Origin of the sequence: Acinetobacter sp. MYb10 (genome assembly GCF_002980175.2) — a bacterium.
Lineage (GTDB): Bacteria > Pseudomonadota > Gammaproteobacteria > Pseudomonadales > Moraxellaceae > Acinetobacter > Acinetobacter guillouiae.
The window spans coordinates 649651-667373 of the sequence record NZ_CP058272.1; the positions used below are offsets into that span (position 1 = coordinate 649651).

The 17723-nt window shown below is 36.1% G+C and carries 20 protein-coding genes; 7 read left to right on the forward strand and 13 right to left on the reverse strand.

Annotation, left to right across the window (positions count from 1 at the left end; genetic code table 11):
• Positions 1-187 precede the first annotated feature (187 nt).
• Positions 188-937 carry a 3-oxoacyl-ACP reductase family protein gene (locus CQZ96_RS02995; protein ID WP_105712657.1) on the reverse strand — a complete coding sequence of 250 codons (750 nt, stop codon included), beginning with the start codon at positions 935-937 and terminating at the stop codon, positions 188-190.
• Between the two features lie 106 nt (positions 938-1043).
• Here CQZ96_RS02995 and CQZ96_RS03000 point away from each other — a divergent pair, with 106 nt between their 5' ends.
• From CQZ96_RS03000 to CQZ96_RS03010, 3 genes are all read left to right on the forward strand, one after another.
• Positions 1044-2003, forward strand: a complete 960-nt coding sequence (locus CQZ96_RS03000; protein ID WP_105712658.1) for a LysR family transcriptional regulator — start codon at positions 1044-1046, stop codon at positions 2001-2003.
• 139 nt (positions 2004-2142) lie between these two features.
• Complete coding sequence (locus CQZ96_RS03005; protein ID WP_105712659.1) at positions 2143-2532, forward strand: YybH family protein; 390 nt, start codon at positions 2143-2145, stop codon at positions 2530-2532.
• Between the two features lie 160 nt (positions 2533-2692).
• Positions 2693-3928, forward strand: coding sequence for a Bcr/CflA family multidrug efflux MFS transporter (locus CQZ96_RS03010; RefSeq protein ID WP_105712660.1), 1236 nt, complete (start codon positions 2693-2695; stop codon positions 3926-3928).
• Positions 3929-4211: 283 nt separating this feature from the next.
• Here the strand turns inward: CQZ96_RS03010 and CQZ96_RS03015 are convergent, their stop codons facing one another.
• A complete protein-coding gene (locus tag CQZ96_RS03015) occupies positions 4212-4715 on the reverse strand; it encodes a hypothetical protein (RefSeq protein ID WP_105712661.1) in 504 nt (167 codons plus the stop codon).
• Between the two features lie 99 nt (positions 4716-4814).
• Positions 4815-5516 carry a hypothetical protein gene (locus CQZ96_RS03020; RefSeq protein WP_105712662.1) on the reverse strand — a complete coding sequence of 234 codons (702 nt, stop codon included), beginning with the start codon at positions 5514-5516 and terminating at the stop codon, positions 4815-4817.
• Positions 5517-6040: 524 nt separating this feature from the next.
• On the opposite strand from CQZ96_RS03020, the gene CQZ96_RS03025 reads away from it, so the two are divergent.
• The gene (locus tag CQZ96_RS03025; RefSeq protein WP_105712663.1) at positions 6041-6400 is read left to right on the forward strand and encodes a hypothetical protein; all 360 of its coding nucleotides are present in this window, start codon (positions 6041-6043) and stop codon (positions 6398-6400) included.
• Positions 6401-6526: 126 nt separating this feature from the next.
• On the opposite strand, the gene CQZ96_RS03030 is transcribed toward CQZ96_RS03025, so the two are convergent.
• The 6 genes from CQZ96_RS03030 to CQZ96_RS03055 form a co-directional block, all read right to left on the reverse strand.
• The gene (locus CQZ96_RS03030; RefSeq protein WP_105712664.1) at positions 6527-7240 is read right to left on the reverse strand and encodes an SGNH/GDSL hydrolase family protein; all 714 of its coding nucleotides are present in this window, start codon (positions 7238-7240) and stop codon (positions 6527-6529) included.
• A 117-nt stretch (positions 7241-7357) separates the two neighbouring features.
• Complete coding sequence (locus CQZ96_RS03035) at positions 7358-7630, reverse strand: hypothetical protein (protein ID WP_004720555.1); 273 nt, start codon at positions 7628-7630, stop codon at positions 7358-7360.
• A 91-nt stretch (positions 7631-7721) separates the two neighbouring features.
• Positions 7722-8465 carry an SDR family oxidoreductase gene (locus CQZ96_RS03040; protein ID WP_004720558.1) on the reverse strand — a complete coding sequence of 248 codons (744 nt, stop codon included), beginning with the start codon at positions 8463-8465 and terminating at the stop codon, positions 7722-7724.
• Between the two features lie 43 nt (positions 8466-8508).
• Positions 8509-9207: a histidine phosphatase family protein gene (locus tag CQZ96_RS03045; RefSeq protein ID WP_004720559.1), complete on the reverse strand. Its 699-nt coding sequence runs from the start codon at positions 9205-9207 to the stop codon at positions 8509-8511.
• Positions 9204-10325 carry a phosphotransferase family protein gene (locus tag CQZ96_RS03050; protein ID WP_004821462.1) on the reverse strand — a complete coding sequence of 374 codons (1122 nt, stop codon included), beginning with the start codon at positions 10323-10325 and terminating at the stop codon, positions 9204-9206. Before CQZ96_RS03050 ends, CQZ96_RS03045 begins: the two co-directional genes overlap by 4 nt.
• 133 nt (positions 10326-10458) lie before the next feature.
• Positions 10459-11697, reverse strand: coding sequence for an acyl-CoA dehydrogenase family protein (locus CQZ96_RS03055; protein WP_105712665.1), 1239 nt, complete (start codon positions 11695-11697; stop codon positions 10459-10461).
• A 106-nt stretch (positions 11698-11803) separates the two neighbouring features.
• On the opposite strand from CQZ96_RS03055, the gene CQZ96_RS03060 reads away from it, so the two are divergent.
• The 3 genes from CQZ96_RS03060 (at position 11804) to CQZ96_RS03070 (ending at position 14532) form a co-directional block, all read left to right on the forward strand.
• The gene (locus CQZ96_RS03060) at positions 11804-12721 is read left to right on the forward strand and encodes a LysR family transcriptional regulator (protein ID WP_105712666.1); all 918 of its coding nucleotides are present in this window, start codon (positions 11804-11806) and stop codon (positions 12719-12721) included.
• 217 nt (positions 12722-12938) lie between these two features.
• On the forward strand, positions 12939-13280 hold the full coding sequence (locus CQZ96_RS03065; protein WP_051065603.1) for a helix-turn-helix transcriptional regulator: 342 nt from the start codon (positions 12939-12941) through the stop codon (positions 13278-13280).
• 13 nt (positions 13281-13293) lie between these two features.
• Positions 13294-14532: a type II toxin-antitoxin system HipA family toxin gene (locus tag CQZ96_RS03070; protein ID WP_105712667.1), complete on the forward strand. Its 1239-nt coding sequence runs from the start codon at positions 13294-13296 to the stop codon at positions 14530-14532.
• A gap of 328 nt (positions 14533-14860) precedes the next feature.
• On the opposite strand, the gene CQZ96_RS03075 is transcribed toward CQZ96_RS03070, so the two are convergent.
• The 4 genes from CQZ96_RS03075 to CQZ96_RS03090 all read right to left on the reverse strand — a co-directional run bounded on the left by CQZ96_RS03075 (position 14861) and on the right by CQZ96_RS03090 (position 17671).
• Positions 14861-14968 (reverse strand): hypothetical protein, encoded by a 108-nt coding sequence (locus CQZ96_RS03075; RefSeq protein ID WP_004720571.1) that lies wholly within the window; start codon positions 14966-14968, stop codon positions 14861-14863.
• 107 nt (positions 14969-15075) lie between these two features.
• Entirely contained in the window at positions 15076-16080 is a 1005-nt protein-coding gene (gene cydB / locus CQZ96_RS03080) for a cytochrome d ubiquinol oxidase subunit II (protein ID WP_004821432.1), read from the reverse strand.
• A complete protein-coding gene (locus CQZ96_RS03085) occupies positions 16080-17516 on the reverse strand; it encodes a cytochrome ubiquinol oxidase subunit I (protein WP_004720575.1) in 1437 nt (478 codons plus the stop codon). The genes cydB and CQZ96_RS03085 overlap by 1 nt, the downstream gene beginning before the upstream one ends.
• The gene (locus CQZ96_RS03090) at positions 17507-17671 is read right to left on the reverse strand and encodes a hypothetical protein (RefSeq protein ID WP_228128948.1); all 165 of its coding nucleotides are present in this window, start codon (positions 17669-17671) and stop codon (positions 17507-17509) included. Before CQZ96_RS03090 ends, CQZ96_RS03085 begins: the two co-directional genes overlap by 10 nt.
• Positions 17672-17723 lie beyond the last annotated feature (52 nt).

Here is a 17723-nt window from a genome sequence, read left to right on the forward strand (position 1 = left end):
TTATCCGATAGATGCTATTTTATTTAAAGGCTTGCTTCTTATCCTAAATAATCTATTGAAACAGGATGATTTATAAATTGTTTTAGCCCTCTATAAATAGAGGGCTTTTCCATAGATATGGAATAGAAAATTTCAATTCATTTTCTAACTACTCTGGACATATAAATTTTATTTTGATTCAAAGGAATTAAGCAATAAAACCACCATCGACACTTAATTCAGCACCGCTAATATAGCTAGCTTCTTCACTCGCTAAAAATAAAACAGAATTCGCAATATCAATGCCCTCTCCATATCGACCTACGGGGATATTAGGCAGTAGTAGGCTTGCTATTGGTCCATCTATAGGGTTCATATCAGTATTGGTTGGACCAGGGTGAATGGTATTAATTGTAATACCTTTAACGCCAAGCTCCCTGACTAATCCTCGTGAAAATCCAGTGATTGCACCTTTTGTAAGAATATAAATTGATGCTCCACTAAAACCAGAATAATTGACCATCGTGCTGCCTATATTTATTATTCTTCCACCTTTCCCCATATGTTTTAAACTTTCACGTGTGGCCAAAAATACCCCCGTAATATTGACCGCCACCAATCGCTCGAAAGCACTGATTGATACTGACTCTAGACTGCCTAAATGACTTATTCCAGCATTGTTAATTAAAATATCAATTTTATGAAATTTTTTAGCAACGTCTTCTATCGCTTTGCTTAACATTTCAGGGTTTCCTGAATCTGCCTTTATCGCTATGGCTTGTCCACCATGAAACTCAATTTCTTTAATCCATTCCTCAGCTTTGATTTGCGAAGAATGATACGTAAAAGCAACTATAGCGCCATGGGCGGCTAGCGTTTTGACAATTTCAGCACCAATACTTCGCGACCCACCGGTAACTAACGCAACTTTTCCAACCAGCGATAATTTATTTAACATTTCACATTACTCTTTCATTAAAGTCTCCCGACTATAAAATCAGTACTCATTGTGAAGTAGAGTGCTTTTGCTATAATCTTTTTCAAGTAAAAATTGAAAATAGAATATGGAAACGCTGTCTAATCTCGAATCATTTATAAAAAGTGCAGAATATGGAAGTTTTTCTGCCGCAGCACGACATTTAAGCCTAACACCTGCTGCAGTGTCTCGAAATGTAGCGCAGTTAGAGCAAAATTTAGGTGCTCGACTTTTTCATCGAAGTACCAGAAATCTTAAATTGACGGAAGATGGTGAACACTTTTTTATCAGTATTCGAGACAGTTTAAATAGTATTCAGACAACTATTTCAGAATTTAATGTTGATTCGAGCAAGCCCAAAGGCATTTTAAAAGTCAGTTTAAGTGCTGGATTTGGGGTGGAATATATCCTGCCATTGATGCCTGAATTTATTAGCAACTATCCAGATATCAAACTTGAGTGGCACTTATCTAACAGACAGGTCAACTTAATAACAGATAATTTTGATGTGGCAATTGGAAGTGGGATTAAATTAGGTCAAGGCATCATTATCAGACCACTGTCCCCGCTGCACATGATTATTGTTGCCTCACCTGATTATTTAAAACATAAAACACGGCCCAATCATCCAGCGCAAATCTCCGAATGGGATGGCATTGTCATGAAATCCCCTCAAACAGGTAAGTTACATGAATATCAATTCACAGGTCCAAATGAACAAGAGTTTTACTTAAATTTAAATGAAAAACTTATCGCAGATGATCCAAGTGCATTACATCAAGGCGCCGCTTTAGGATTAGGTGTTGCTGCGATATCCACTGCTCATGCAAGAAAATATATAGAAGATGGAACTTTAATTAGAATCCTACCTGACTGGTATGCAGATTTAGGAAATACCAATCTTTATTTTTCTAGCAAAAAGCACATGCCCGCAAAAACTAGATGTTTTATCGATTTTATTGCGCTTAAATTTGAACAACTAAAATTGAATCAACAACTATCCGCTTTGAATATGGGAAAAAACACAACACTTTCAATTAAAAATTAGTTTCATTGGCAGATTTTCAACAAATCAGAATAAGTGTTTCAACTGTTCTGTAGCTACAAGGGATGCTTCAATACAACAATAATGTATTGATCAGTCGTTAGATACGGCCCCTATCTAGAGCAATGTTGGAGATCTATTTATGAATACTGTGAATATACAAAATACTGAAAATCGAGAAATAACTGAAACTTTAGCTGTTTTAGAAAGGCATCTAAATGCTTTCCGCTTAGGTGATGTAGACTTAACTGTTCAAGATTATGCACCTGATGCCATCATTATCAATGGAACCGATACGGTAATACGTGGTACCGATCAGATTCGAGAAACATTTATAAACGTATATCGGGATTTTTTCCCTGAAGGTACACGTGAAATTAGCATTGAAGAAAAAACAGTCTATGGTGACGTCGCCTATATTCGCTGGTCAGCGCCCAATGCAAAAATGGCCACGGATACGTTGATTGTGAAAAACAATAAAATCGTGGTGCAAACCTTTGCTTGTCATTTCGGTAATGAATCTCAGAAATAAATGCACGTCAGCTGAATTTAAATTAGCGAATACATTATATCTAGATATTCCCAAAATGGATGAAATGCTTCTTATTTTAAGCAATGAGCACAATGCATAAATCTGAGTGACGCTATTTTTTTTCATCCATTCTGCGGAAGATCATCATTTAGGTAAGATTATGCCTCGATCACCCCATATACAGAAATCAACTGATAACCCCTCTGAAACAAAACCTTATACCCTAGCATGGATCAGTATTTTAAGCTTTTTAACCTTGCTCGGCCCTATATCAATAGATATGTATTTACCTGCATTTCCTGAAATTGCTGTAGAGTTTGGTGTGACAACTAGTGTCGTGTCATCATCATTGCCCGCATATTTTTTAGGTTTAGTCATCGGTCAACTTGTTTATGGCCCGATTAGTGATCGATTTGGTCGTAAACCACCGCTATATTTTGGATTAACTTTATTTGTGATTGCATCTGTTTTGTGTATTTTTACCACACAAATAAATCAATTGTTAATGACAAGAGTATTGCAAGCTTTAGGTGGTTGCGTTGGAATGGCAATGGTTCGTGCAGCGATTCGTGATCGATTAACACCTAAACAGTCAGCAAGAGCTTTATCCAGCATGATGCTCATGATGGGACTGGCACCAATTCTTGCCCCGATATTAGGTGGATGGCTTTTAGTCAATTGGGGATGGCAAAGTATTTTCATTTTCCTTGCCTGTTTTGGTGTCATCAATATTGTTCTTGTGCATTTTTATTTTGAAGAAACACTGAATGACCATAAAAGAAAATCTCTTCATGTTGGCGATATTTTTATCAATTATTTCCATGTTTGTCGGGACAAAAGTTTTTTAACCCCTACACTTATAGGTAGTTTGTCTTATGCAGCATTCTTTTCTTATATTGCCGCTGCACCAGCGATTTTCATTGATCAATTCCAGATAAAACCTGAAAATTTCGGTTATTATTTCAGTATAAATGCCGCTGGCTTGATTATTTTCTCGCAAATCAATCTTCGTCTGATTGGTCGATTTAGCCTTATAAGAATTTTATTACTCGGTATTCTTATCCAAGTGATGAATGCGGTTTGGCTATTTATCTCGCCTCGATATGATTTGGTCAGTCTATCCTCAACCATGCTCGGATTGTTTGGTCTTGTCGCAGGTCTTGGATTGGTAAGTGCAAACAGTAATGCATTGGCATTATCTCAACAAGGTCAACGTGCGGGTACTGCAAGTGCACTTCAAGGTGCTATTCAATTCTTAATTTGCTTAATTGTAGTGCCGATCAGTCATAGCTTTAATTTTAATCCACTTATGAATCTATCAATGATTATTATGCTTTGTACAATGCTGGCATTAATCCTCACAATGATATATCAGAAAAAGTTCCATACCATTTAAGACATCGCTACTGATATTTTGTACATTGGAATAAACAGGAAATACAAACCTCAAACGCTCAAAATCAATTCAGAAAATGAGCGTTTGTAACTATGTATTATCTTTTAAAAATAATTACTTAAGCCTGTAAGTTACTTTTCCAATTTAGGAAAACTGACAGATCTTTTAAGATGTTCATTATCTGAGTGCAATTGATAAACAAGCTTGCTGTTTAATCCTCTAAATTGTCTATGCAGATCTATAAAATGAATCAATATTATTTATGCTTCAAGCTAAAATTATATTAAAGATATACGTCATCACATTCCTTTAAAAAAATACCAAATTTAAACAATTCAGGATCCTGCTGACTACCAAAAAAGTGAATTACGTTCAATCCTTCTGCCTGTCTAAAAACCCGACTTGAACCAAAATCATCGTTACAAATTTCCCATTTAAGTCTTGATTGGATTTCATCAGTCTGAAAGTCAGGGATATACTTTATTGAAGCATTATCAATTTCATTATAAATAAGCAAATTTCTCCCTTCTATTTGAATCTTCTTTAATTCAACAAATTTATTGATCTCATAAGGTAGACCTTGATTTATTTGTTTTAAAAATACTTTATGTAGATAATCATCAAAAGCCTGATTATCTACAATTTTATAATCTTGGTTGATAATACCCGCATTCAATAATAAAGCTTCAAGGGTTTCTATCGGTTTAAGTTGCGTTTTTGAACCATTAACATCAGCAAAAATATTCAGACTTAACAGTAGTGCAAATAGCAGTAAAAATAATCTCATATGTATCTATCTTTCTTTAATTAACCAACTTAATCGATTGTTATACTTATTCAATAAAACCATCCGCAGGTGGTTTAAATGCAACAAACACAATAAAAATCAGTAGCCATTCGCGCTTAACTTAACTCTAAAAGGCTCTGTTTGATTTCTCATCATTTCCCTCATCTCAGTTGTGATCTCAACACCCATCTCTTCAAGCATTAACAAACCAAATTCTGAAGTGCTCTCTGCAAAATTTTTGTTATCTATTAACATTTGAGCAAGCTTTACATTTTTAGGAAAATCAGGGAAAAACTCATTAAAGTCTTTTTTATCTTCAATTCCAAAATAGATAAATCTTCTCCATTCATTAGTTTGAATATCGCGTATAAAAATTATGTCAGCTTTAGTCTGCATACGCTTTTTGAATATTTCATCTTGTGATTGCATAGGCACAACACAAACTTCACCTACACTTGAAATATAATTTAATTTTGGTTTTAAAAATGTAGAATCTATATTTTTATAAGATCCATCTTTGGCTAAATCTTGCTGTAATTTAATGTCTTTTCTGTACTCAGCATCGCTAATCCATTCGCCTGAAGAAAAAGTCTGTCCTTGATGCTTAGGTTTAAGTTTACGATCATATTCAATTTGATCATAATAACTGATCACATCATCAAGTGAACCATTTTTTAGTATTTCTATTTCCTTGTCCCCTTGCTTATTAAAAATCTCATAGCTTTTTTCACACTGTAAGTCCTCTGCAAAGGAGAAACTTGATGCTAAGGTTGTTAAAGCAATAATGAATAATTTTTTCATGAAATACCCTCTTAATATTTTGGGGATAAGATACTCAGGTTTAGATCAGAAATAAACCTTACAAAAAATTTATTTAACACAACGCATTAGCTGAATTTTTCAGCTTCACCATTAAGCCATTATTTTTAAATAAATTTTAGAATATTCTGACAAGGTTATTTTTGTCAAATCTCTTTATGACGAGAGCAATTTTTATTGCTGCTGTGATTACTGATTTTAAAAAGTTACTAGAAATTTCATATAGAACAGAGCTTTAATCATTATTCTTAGCGCTAATAAAAGTCGTTGCGTCAATTCCACCCCATATAAAAAATACAAAACGTGGCGATGTGCTGTTTTTAATCGGAAATTTCAAATAAAATCATTAAATATCTTGAATTTGTAACAATTTCAAGATATGGTAATAAAAATCATTGCATATCTCGGTAATATATTTGATAGTTAAGGTTCTTTAAGATTTATCTAAATATTAACTGACTTTATACAACCGAAAAATTTTTCTTAACATTAAAAATCAATTCGTTATGAACATTAAACTTTTTACAGCATTATTCTTGATCATTGCCCTGTCTGCTTGCAAGAAAGAGCCTGAGCAGCATGCAACTGCGCAAACAGATCGACCCACCCTCACTGCACAATTTGAACAATCAGATGAAATGATTAGTAAATATCTTGATCAACTTGATGATCCAAATACGACATTGGATGATAAGACCAGAATCGTATGTCAAGATTATCCTAAAGAATACAAATCGAATTACATGCCAAATTTACTTAAATTAAATCCAGAGAACTATACTGAAGCTAAATTACTTTCAGACTTAGATATTGCTTTAAACTATTACAAAGAAAAAGAAAATATTCAGTGTAAAGTTACAAGATAGTGATTTTAGTTAATTATTTTTTTCTAATGAAATCAATAAAATAGTTTTTTATGAATGGCGTTGATACTTTTTGAATCGTACTTTTAGTCTTTTGTTATAGTCAAAGATAGATATTTGAACATTGTATTAGCTAAATTTTCTAAAAATACACCGTGAAATTTGTTTTGCCCAAATTTGATAAATTTCCTGACTCGGGTGAAAACCATCACGTGCCATTTGTAAATTTAAAGTTTTAAAATGGGCTAAATCAAAACGAATCAATTGATAATTGATTTTATTTTCGATGAAGTGGGCTAACTTCTGATTCATTGCACTCGAATACTGTCCAAACAGCCATCCCAATGGATTTGGTAATGCTGGAAACAGATTCATTGGGGGAACACCCGTGACTAAAATCATCTTTGGTAAAAACTTAGCTTCAATTTCTGTATAAAGCCCCTTTTGTTGCTGAATCCATTTTTGTGGTGAAATAAGTTTTGTGACATCGTTTACTCCAACCGATGTAATCACAACATCAAACTGCTGATTGTCTAATTGCTTGGTTCTTTGCAAAATTTCTAAGGTGCTATCCCCTGTTTTCGCTTCTAATTGATAAGTGACTTCAAAATTAGAGGCTAATTCATCGAGTAAACACCCCAATAAGGCTTCACGTTGATCTTCAACCCCCACACCTGCGGCAGCAGAGTCACCCAAAATTAAAATAGATAGTGCTTTTCCTTGTCCTATAACACCTTTTCGCAATCCTTGAGGTTCAGCTAATCGAAGTGTATTTTTCTTGACGCGATAACCTTGAAGAATTAATGCGGGAACGAGAACAATGGTAGAGATTTTTAAAAGCATATTCGAGTACCAATCCAACAAAGCTATCTCAAAATCAGTCAGAGTCAGATATAGCTTGTCGCAGTATTAAAATCATAAAGTTCAATGTCGATTTTACTTAATTGTATGGCCAAGTTGCTATTGGGCTAAATCAACAAAATTTAAGGCAAAAGCAAATATAAATGTACCAATAAACTCAAAAATTAAAACCGCATACTTTCTACTTTTGGTCATCAAATAGGCATTATAGGTCCCGATTAAAATGATACCAAGATACATTAACTTTTGAATATCATCGATTTGCATAAGGCATTGTTGAATTTCACAGTGCTTTTCAAAAAAGAAGAGATACAAGATACGCGCAAGAAAAACTAAAAAGCTGGTCAGGAAAAAACCCAATACGATAAACATGTTAAAATTCTCATTTTTTTTATCCAGTTAGATTCTAAAGCTTTATCTATGCAATGCAATAAAAAAGACCCTTGTTGGGTCTTTTTAAAGCTTAACCAAGTTTATTTACAATTTTTAATGGCAATATTTTCATGGCTAGTCCTATCGGTAACCAAGGCCATTGTGGTACATAAGCTTTAACAGGCTGTTTTTCAATTGCTTTAACCAATAAATGAGAACCTGTTTCAACATCGACCTCAAACGGTAGTTTTTTTGCCCCTTCATTAATTTCAGTACGAATATAACCAGGGAAAATCGTAGAAACTTTAATTTTCGTGTCAATTAACTCAGCACGTATCCCTTCCGCTAAAGCAGCTACACCAGCTTTACTTGCGCCATATGCGGTCAAGTGTTTAGGCATACCACGAAGTGCACTCATAGAAGAAATCACTACCAGATGACCAAACTTTTGCTCACGGAATATTTCAACAGCGGCTTCACACTGTGCCAATGCAGAAATGAAATTGGTTTCTACAGTTGCACGGTTAATCTCAAATTTACCATTGCCAATACGACGACCATCACCAACACCTGCATTGACAATAATACGATCGAGCTTACCAAAGTCCTGCTTAAAAGCTCGAAAGACTTGAAAAACTTGCTCATAGTTGGTCACATCTAAAGTTTTGGCAATTACTTTGATACCATATTTAGACTCCAACTCTTGTTTTAAGCTTTCTAAACGCTCTAAACGACGCGCACAGACGGCTAAGTTATAACCTTTTTGCGCAAATTCTCGTGCCATTCCTGCACCAATTCCAGAACTTGCGCCTGTGATTAAAATGGTTTTTGCCATGACAAATTCCTTAAACTGTTTTTATATTTCTAAAAGTGCGACTTTAAATCCACGTCAATAATTGCGGATCTTCAGCCTTAATAAAATGATGTTCATTCAGACTCAGTAATTGCGGTTCATTTCCCACCAGTCTTAATGTCGTTAAACTGGTATTGGCAATTGCCCAATTCAATGCAAAGGTTTTATTGGCACTTAACTCCAAGAGTTTTCCTGCAACAACTGAAATAACTCCGCCAGAAGTAAATACGATTGCATAGCGAGGTTTGGTTTTCACTAACTCATCACATAAATTCTGTAAAGCCGTTTCTACACGGTTTTTAAAATCTGGCCAAGATTCGTCATACTCATGGTGATATTCACCACCAGTCCAACGGTCAATTGCCCCTTCAAAAATTTTTGCCAAATAGGCACGTGGACTTTTTTCTTTGGCAACATCTTGTTGAAGTAGATGCGGTTGATTAAAACGCGGATCATATTGAGCAAAAACTTGTTGGTGGTTAAATTCATTCCAATGATGGTCAGTCACAATTTGAGCATCGGAAAAACTTTCAGCCAAAGCAAAACTTGCTGTTTGCTGATGGCGTAACATTGAACCTGCAACCACATAAGGCTCTTCTTTCAAAATTTTATCGAGATATTGCCCCAATAGTTTGGCTTGTAACTCGCCATTGGGTGAAAGTTTGTCATAACTCTCTGCACCAAATGACGCTTGTCCATGACGAACGAGGTAGATTGTGGTCATTTTCCTAAAATTTCCTTAAATTTTTCAAGATATTTCTGTGCAACTTCATTGGCTTCAATTTTTTGTAAACCGATAAGTTTTAATGCACGAATATGTAAGGCATGAATCACAATCCAAAAATCTTTAAAAGCAGGATTATCTGTTTGTTTATGATAGTAACGATAATAAATTTGCTGTGCGATTACAGCTAAACGGAAAATACCAAATACTTCGTAGAATGCCCAATTATCAGGTTTTAATCCGGTTTTTTCTAAATAATATTCAACCACTTCTTTACGGGTAAGCATCCCTTTTAAATGTGTAGGCTGGCGACGGGTTGATTTAAAAATTTGGTTGTCTGTATCTTCCACCCAATAGGCCAAAGCAGAACCTAAATCCATAAGAGGATCACCAATGGTTGCCATTTCCCAATCCAATACACCAATCACTTGGGTTGGGTTTTTAGGGTCAAGAATGACATTATCAAAACGCCAATCATTGTGAATCAAACACGTGTTTGAGTCAGCAGGAATATTTTCATTAAGCCATTTACGTACAAATTTAAAACTCGGCACATTGATGGTGTGCGCCTTTTCATAACGTGCATCCCAACCTTCAACTTGACGACGGCAATACCCATCACCTTTTCCAAGTTTTTCGAGTTCGGTGCCTTGATATGGAACTTGATGTAATTCAATCAGCTTGTCTAAGACATTAATACATAATTCATGCACTTGCTGTTGAGTAAAATTCAGCTCAGGGGGCAGTTTGGCACGCGGAATAATACCTTCAATGCGTTTCATCACATAGAAGTCACAACCAATTACGGATTCATCCTGACACAGCGCGACCATTTCAGGAAGAACTGGGTAGTATGGTGCAAGCCATTTTTGTACATGATATTCACGCGCCATATCATGTGCAGATTTCGCCTTTGTCCCTTTGGGTGGACGACGTAAAATTAAATCAGCATTGTCATATTTTAAACGATAGGTCCAGTTTGAAGCTCCGCCAGAATATTGAGTCACTTCTACATTGCCTGAAATTTCAGATCCATTTTCAATGAGCCAATTTCCGACAGCACGAATGTCCAGCTCCTCGCCTTCACGTATACTTCCACCAATATCAATGACTGACATATTATTTCCCTGAATCTTATGTTTTAAACCATACATCTCTAAAGAATGATACTTTTAACTAAAAACTTCACTTGCTCACTACTTTATATATAACACCTCTAACATAAAGCAGTTATTTTTTATCAGCAAATTGTTATTTTTTACGCGAGCCATAACCTCGTTTTTTTAATTCTAATTTTGCAATCATCCCTATATGCACTTCATCTGGGCCATCCGCTAAACGTAAACTGCGGGCTTGAGCAAAGAATGCTGTTAAAGGTGTATCTCGTGATACGCCCATGCCACCATGAATTTGAATGGCCATATCAACTACTTTTTCAAGAACTGAAGGTGCAACAACTTTAATGGCTGAAATCTCGGTAAGCGCAGCCATAGTCCCTTGAGTATCCATTTTATACGCCGCATACAGGGTTAACAGTCGTGCTTGATCAATCGCAACACGAGCATCTGCCACACGTTCTAAATTCCCACCTAATTTAAGCACTTCTTTACCAAAAGCAGTTCGACTCATTCCTCGATCAATCATTAATTCTAATGCTTTTTCAGCAGCACCAATGCATCGCATACAATGATGAATACGACCCGGACCTAGACGCCCTTGTGCAATTTCAAACCCTTGTCCAGCACCACCAATAAAATTACTTACAGGTACACGAACTTGATTAAAACTAATTTCGCCGTGCCCATGTGGCGCATCATAATCACCAAACACGGGTAACATACGTTCAATGGTCACGCCTTGAGTATCCACAGGCACTAAAACCATGGAATGTTGATGATGACGATCTTTGCTTTCATCAGGTGTATGCGCCATAAAGATAATAATTTTCGCATTTGGATCTCCCAAACCTGAAGACCACCATTTACGACCATTCAATACAATTTCATCACCATCTACCACTGCAGTTGCCTGCATGTTGGTTGCGTCCGATGAAGCAACTGCTGGTTCAGTCATACAGAATACTGAACGGATTTTTCCTTCTAATAACGGCTTAAGCCATTGTTGTTTTTGTTGATCTGAACCATAACGCCATAGCACTTCCATATTGCCACTATCTGGAGCATTACAATTAAATACTGTGGGTGCGATTAAACTACGGCCTGACAGTTCTGCGATATGGGCATATTCCTGTACAGATAAACCTGCACCCAATACTGGGTCTGGTAAAAACATGTTCCAAAGTCCAGCAGCTTTTGCTTTATTTTTCAGGAGTTCAAGTTGTGCTGGCCATTGCCATTTTGTCCAATCACCGCCTTGATTCAAATGATGGACTTCATTCCAAAAATCAGCTTCTACAGGTTCAATTTCATTTTTAATAAAGGCTTGGGTACGTTCTACAAATTCTTGCGCACGTGCTGAAAGTTCAAACATGCTTATCTTCCTGTAAATATATGGATAAATATTTGAATAGTGACTCTTTACTTTACCTTAGCTGAAAACCTATTATGAACCAAATGATTTAATTCAATACCTCACTATGAATATGATTCATAATAAAACTAATCTTGATATGTCGATTTTCAATCATATTGATATTAATTTATATCCACTTTTTATCACCATTTATGAGCAAAGAAATATTTCAAAAGCGGCAAAAATTTTATGCATTACTCAGTCTGCTGCGAGTCATGCTTTACAAAGACTTAGGCAGCATTTGCAAGATGATTTATTTGTTCGCGCTGGGAGTAAAATGCTGCCTACACCTTTTGCTGAACAGATTTATCCATCTGTACAAAATGCTTTATTTGCTTTTCAAAATATCTCCAAACAAAAACAACAGTTTGATCCCAGTTCAGTACAAACCTTACGCATTGCAATACATGATGAAATTGAACCGATTATTTTTCCTAAATTGATTCATCATTTTCAAAAATTGAATTTAACCATTCAGTTTCTAAGTACCAAGCTTGACCGCAAAAATGTAATTGCTGATTTAGCTGCTCAACAAGTCGATTTTGTCATTGATCTAGAACAAAATTATGGTGATAAAATTAATTATCAAAATTTGGTTCAAGATCATTTTGTGATTTGTTCTCAGCATACAAATATCAATTCTGAACTGTATTTTGCATCACCTCATATCGGTGTTTCTTCACGCCGTACTGGTTTGCTTTTAGAGGATATATATTTAAATCAAGCACAATTTCGTCGTCAGATTTTTATGCGTTGTCAGCATTATTCAACTGCCCTGCAAGTTTTAGCACAATATCCTGATGCGATGTTAACCATTCCAAAGCAGATACTGGCACATTTACAAGTTGATCAAAGTATCAATATTTTTGAGCATCCTATTGATCTACCTGTATTAAATATGGGAATTTATTGGCACGGTGCGCTAAATGAAAATTCTAGGCATATTTATTTAAGAGAAGAAATTTCTAAAATTTTTGCTTAGGCTATTTTATAAACGATTGGATTTAGCATGCGGTTAAGCCGCTCATTTACTATCATTCCTATTATTGATGATTTTCTTCATTCTAGTAGGTGAAATTAAGCTACTTAACTATTCCATTCAGCATCAATACATTGAACTCAAATTATAAAAATAAGACATAAAATCCATGTTAACCATGATAGTATACATTTTATGTCATGTTTTGGATGATATTGCTATGAGAACTTCGGCGCATAATTTTATGCTTGATGGTGTGGAAGACATGTTGACTCAAATTGGGACAAATATCAAAAAAGCCCGACTTCGACGTAATATGACCATTCATGATTTGGCCAATCGCATTCATGTAGATAACCGAACGATCTCACGTATGGAAAAAGGTGATCCAAGTACCAGCCTAAAAAATGTGATTTCAGTTTTAGTGATCTTTGGCCTTGAACATACCCTAGGCTCACTCGCGAATCCTGAGTTGGATGAAGTTGGCTTAGCACTCGAAAATCGTAATAGTTCAGTACGTGCAAGATTAAAAAAACAGTCTGTAATTAGTGATGATTTCTGATAGGTAAATGAACATGGATGAAGTTAAAGGATGTTATGTTTTCATAGATACAGGCTCCCAGCCAACAATTGCTGCACACTATTCTTATGAAAAGCCAATTTATCGCTTTCTTTATGGTCAATCATACTTACAACGTGCAGATGCCTTCCCTTTAGATCCACTTAATCTAAGCTTTCAGTCTTTTAACAAACCATATGAAACTATTTCTAAAGATGGTTTTGGTGTACTTGCAGATGCAACACCAGACAATTGGGGTAAACGCTTAACCAATGCCTTACACCGTAGAACACCATTAAATCAATTGGAATGGTTACTCGCTTCACAAGGAAATTCAGTCGGCTGTATTGTTGGAAGCTTGTCTAAATCGCATATAAAAAACAATTCAAATATCATTCAATATGCAGAATTAGAAACCTTTATACAAATTACTGAACTCATCGAAAAAAAACGAGATCCGTTTGAGATGAAACTTGAACAACTCGAATTAAATAAGCTGTTATATAACGGGGCTTCAATGGGCGGAGCCAGACCCAAAACCCTTGTGATGTATAAGAATAAGGAATGGATTGCCAAATTTAATAAAAGTGATGATTTGTTTGATACCTGTAAAGTTGAATATGCTTCGCTGAATATGGCACGAGACATGGGGCTCAATACATGTAATGCTGAACTAACAGAATGTGCCGGTCGCCCTATTCTCTTAGTTGAACGCTTTGATCGAAATTGCCCTGAACGTAAAAAACACTATATCAGTGCCAATAGTTTGCTCAATATTCAGAAAATTCGTATAGATGATCCTAAAATGTCCTATATGAGTATTGCCAAAGTCTGTAGTCAGATTTGTTTTGATGCTATCAGTAATCAAAAAGAACTCTATAAGCGGATGGTGCTGAATGTCATGATTAGCAATACTGACGATCATTTAAAAAATCATGGTTTTTTAATGTATGACATGAAAAAGCAACATTATGCCCTAAGCCCGCTTTTTGATGTTTTACCTCATGGTATGCCAAGCTCATTTCCAAATGAACATGCTCTGGTTTTAGGCAATGATGGACGGTTTGGAAGCTATGACAACCTTATCAGTCGTAGCAATGCCTTTGGACTAAACCTAGATCAAGCCAGAGCATGTATTAAGGATGTCCGTGATGTTCTCGAAAATAGAGAAAAATACTTGTTAGATGCGGGTCTTAAACCCACAGAAATTCGTCAATTAGAACCCTATTTCTTTCTAGATATACTCAAAAACTAAAATTCAACAATGCCAGCCATTTATATATTATGGATAATGAAAACATTGATCATAATGAATCGGTATTTAACCATTCATCTTGGCAAGAAAATGATCCAAACATGACATAAAATCCAGTTTAAATTAGATAAAGTACTTTTTATGTCATTATAAAAGAGAAGATCCAATTGCATTTCTATAATCTTGCTTAGGCTATTTTATTATTTTAAGATTATTTTCATTGTTGCCATTACTGTGATTCATATTTTTATTTCAGTCTATTATCTCAATAGTTAATGAAAAACAAAAAATGAGGAACTGCGTTCCTCATTTTTTCTTTAGCAAAACCTTAGTAGGCCAACTGAATCAACATTCTAAAAAAACCAGCAATAAGTGCCAATGTTAGAAATCCACCTAGCCATAACACGACAAACCATTGCGTTTGAGATAGTTTCATACTTGCTTACCTCATTTAAACCTTTAAATTTTTACCCTACTACATGTTTAATCTTGCTTAGGCTATTTTTTACTCAAGCCAAAAGATTAAACATGCTACTTTTAAGTTTAGTGATAACCTTCATCACCAATTCGAACTTTGTCTCGGAACACCCAATATGAAAGCCCGGTATAGATCAAAATAATTGGAATTAAAATCAATGCACCAATTAAAGCAAACAATTGACTGCTCTGTGGCGCAGCAGCTTCCCAGATAGTCACTGATGGCGGAATCACATAAGGCCACAAACTGATGATAAACCCAGTATAAGCAAGGAAAACCAAAGCCAAGGTATAAAGGAATGGGCTTAGTTCATAACGCTTTTTACATGCGCGAAGTACTAGGAAAGTAAACAGCACCACCAATATTGGTACGGGACTAAAATACATCAATTGTGGTTGGCTAAACCAGCGTGCTGCAATTTCAGGATGCGCCATCGGGGTATAAATACTGACTGCGCCAAAGATGACAAACAAAGCAACGATTAATTTAGGCATCAACTGATACATACGATCTTGTAAATCAAGTTCAGTTTTAAAAATTAACCATCCACAACCCAGTGCTGCGTAAAGTACAACGACACCAATACCTGTAAACACAGTAAACGGCGATAACCAGTCTAAACCACCACCTGCATACATATGATTTTCAACTTTAATCCCTTGGATATATGCACCAAGAATCATCCCTTGGAAAAAGCTAGCAAGAATTGAACCACCAATAAATGCTTTGTCCCATAAATGCTTGGTTCGATTGGCTTTAAAACGAAACTCAAAAGCCACACCACGGAAAATTAAAGCAATCACCATAAGGATAACTGGCATATATAATGCGGATAATACAGTGGCATAGACCATTGGAAACGCCGCATATAATGCTGCACCGCCCAGCACCATCCATGTTTCATTACCATCCCAAACAGGCGCAACGGTGTTCATCATCACATCACGTTCGTGTTGATCCTTAACAAAGGGAAATAAAATCCCAATCCCTAAATCAAAACCATCTAGTACCACATAAATGAATACACCAATGGCAATAATGACAATCCAAATCAGAGATAAATCAATCATTATTTACGCTCCTGTTCATTGGAATCAACGCTATCTTCAACACTCGTCAATGGACGTTTAGAGGCCAAAATAACCGCTTCTTCACTATGCGCTACACTTTCTGGTGTGGCGTAGATAAATTGTGGACCTTTGTGCATCAATTTCAACATATAGTAAATGCCGATGCCAAATACGATGCAATACACCACAACGAAAATAATTAAAGTGAGGCCGACTTGTTCCGCCGAAACTGGAGATAAAGCATCTTTGGTTCTCATCACTCCATATACCACCCACGGTTGACGACCAACTTCTGTGGTAAACCAGCCTGCAAGCAAGGCAATAAATCCTGAAGGTCCCATAGCAAAAGCAAAACGGTGTAACCATTTGTTTTCATAAAGCTTGCCGCCTTTGCGTAGAAACAATGCCATCACGGCAAGTAGAATCATCAGCATGCCCATTCCAACCATGATTCTAAAACTCCAGAACACCACGGTAGAATTAGGACGATCTTCAGGTGCAAACTCTTTTAAGCCTTTTACCTCACCATCCAGCGTATGGGTCATGATTAAGCTGCCAAGATTTGGAATACCGATAGCATATTTGGTTTCTTCTGCCTGCATATCAGGAATACCAAACAGATATAGCGGCATGCCCTCACCTTTGTTGGTTTCCCAATGCCCTTCAATCGCTGCAAGTTTAGCAGGCTGATGTTTTAAGGTATTTAGACCGTGATTATCACCAATCAGAACCTGTAATGGTGCAAGGACCAGAATCATCCACAATGCCATAGAAAACGATTTTTTGATTAATGCGTCACGGCGTCCTTTTAATAAATGCCAAGCAGCAGTTGCAGCCACTAGCAAGGCTGAAACAAGGAATGCTGCTGCAGCCATATGGGCTAAACGGTAAGGAAATGAGGGGTTAAACACAATTGCAAACCAATCTTGCGGCACGATAATCCCATTTTCGATGCTAAAGCCTTGTGGTGTTTGCATCCAACTGTTTGAAGATAAAATCCAAAACATTGAAATACAGGTACCAATGGCCACCATAGCCGTTGCAAAGAAATGCGCCCGAGGACCTACTCGCCCCCAACCAAAGAGCATAATGCCAAGGAAACCAGCTTCTAAGAAAAATGCACTCAGCACTTCATAAGCCAGTAATGGACCAGTTACCGAGCCTGCAACACGTGAAAATTCACTCCAGTTTGTTCCAAACTGATAACTCATCACCACACCAGAAACCACGCCCATCCCAAAAGCGACAGCAAAAATTTTTACCCAGAATTTAAATAAATCTTGGTAAACAGGATTTTGAGTTTTTAGCCAGCGCCATTCAAGTACAGCTAAAAAGCTTGCAAGCCCGATAGAAATTGAAGGAAAAATAATATGGAAAGAAACAGTAAAAGCAAACTGAATACGCGCCAATTCTAAAGCAGTTAATCCTAGATCCATGACATCACCTTATTCATTGGTAAAGTTGGTAAAGATTGAGTTTTGAATACATTGATAAACATTTTTTGTTGTACAAACTCAGCATACGCCTGAACATTCAGTACAATCTGTTGTTTTCTTTTTGCTGTATTTTTAAACAATACTAAAAATAGCATGCAAAGGCTGCTTTCCTGCAAATCGAGGAAATTTTGAAAAATCATGATCATT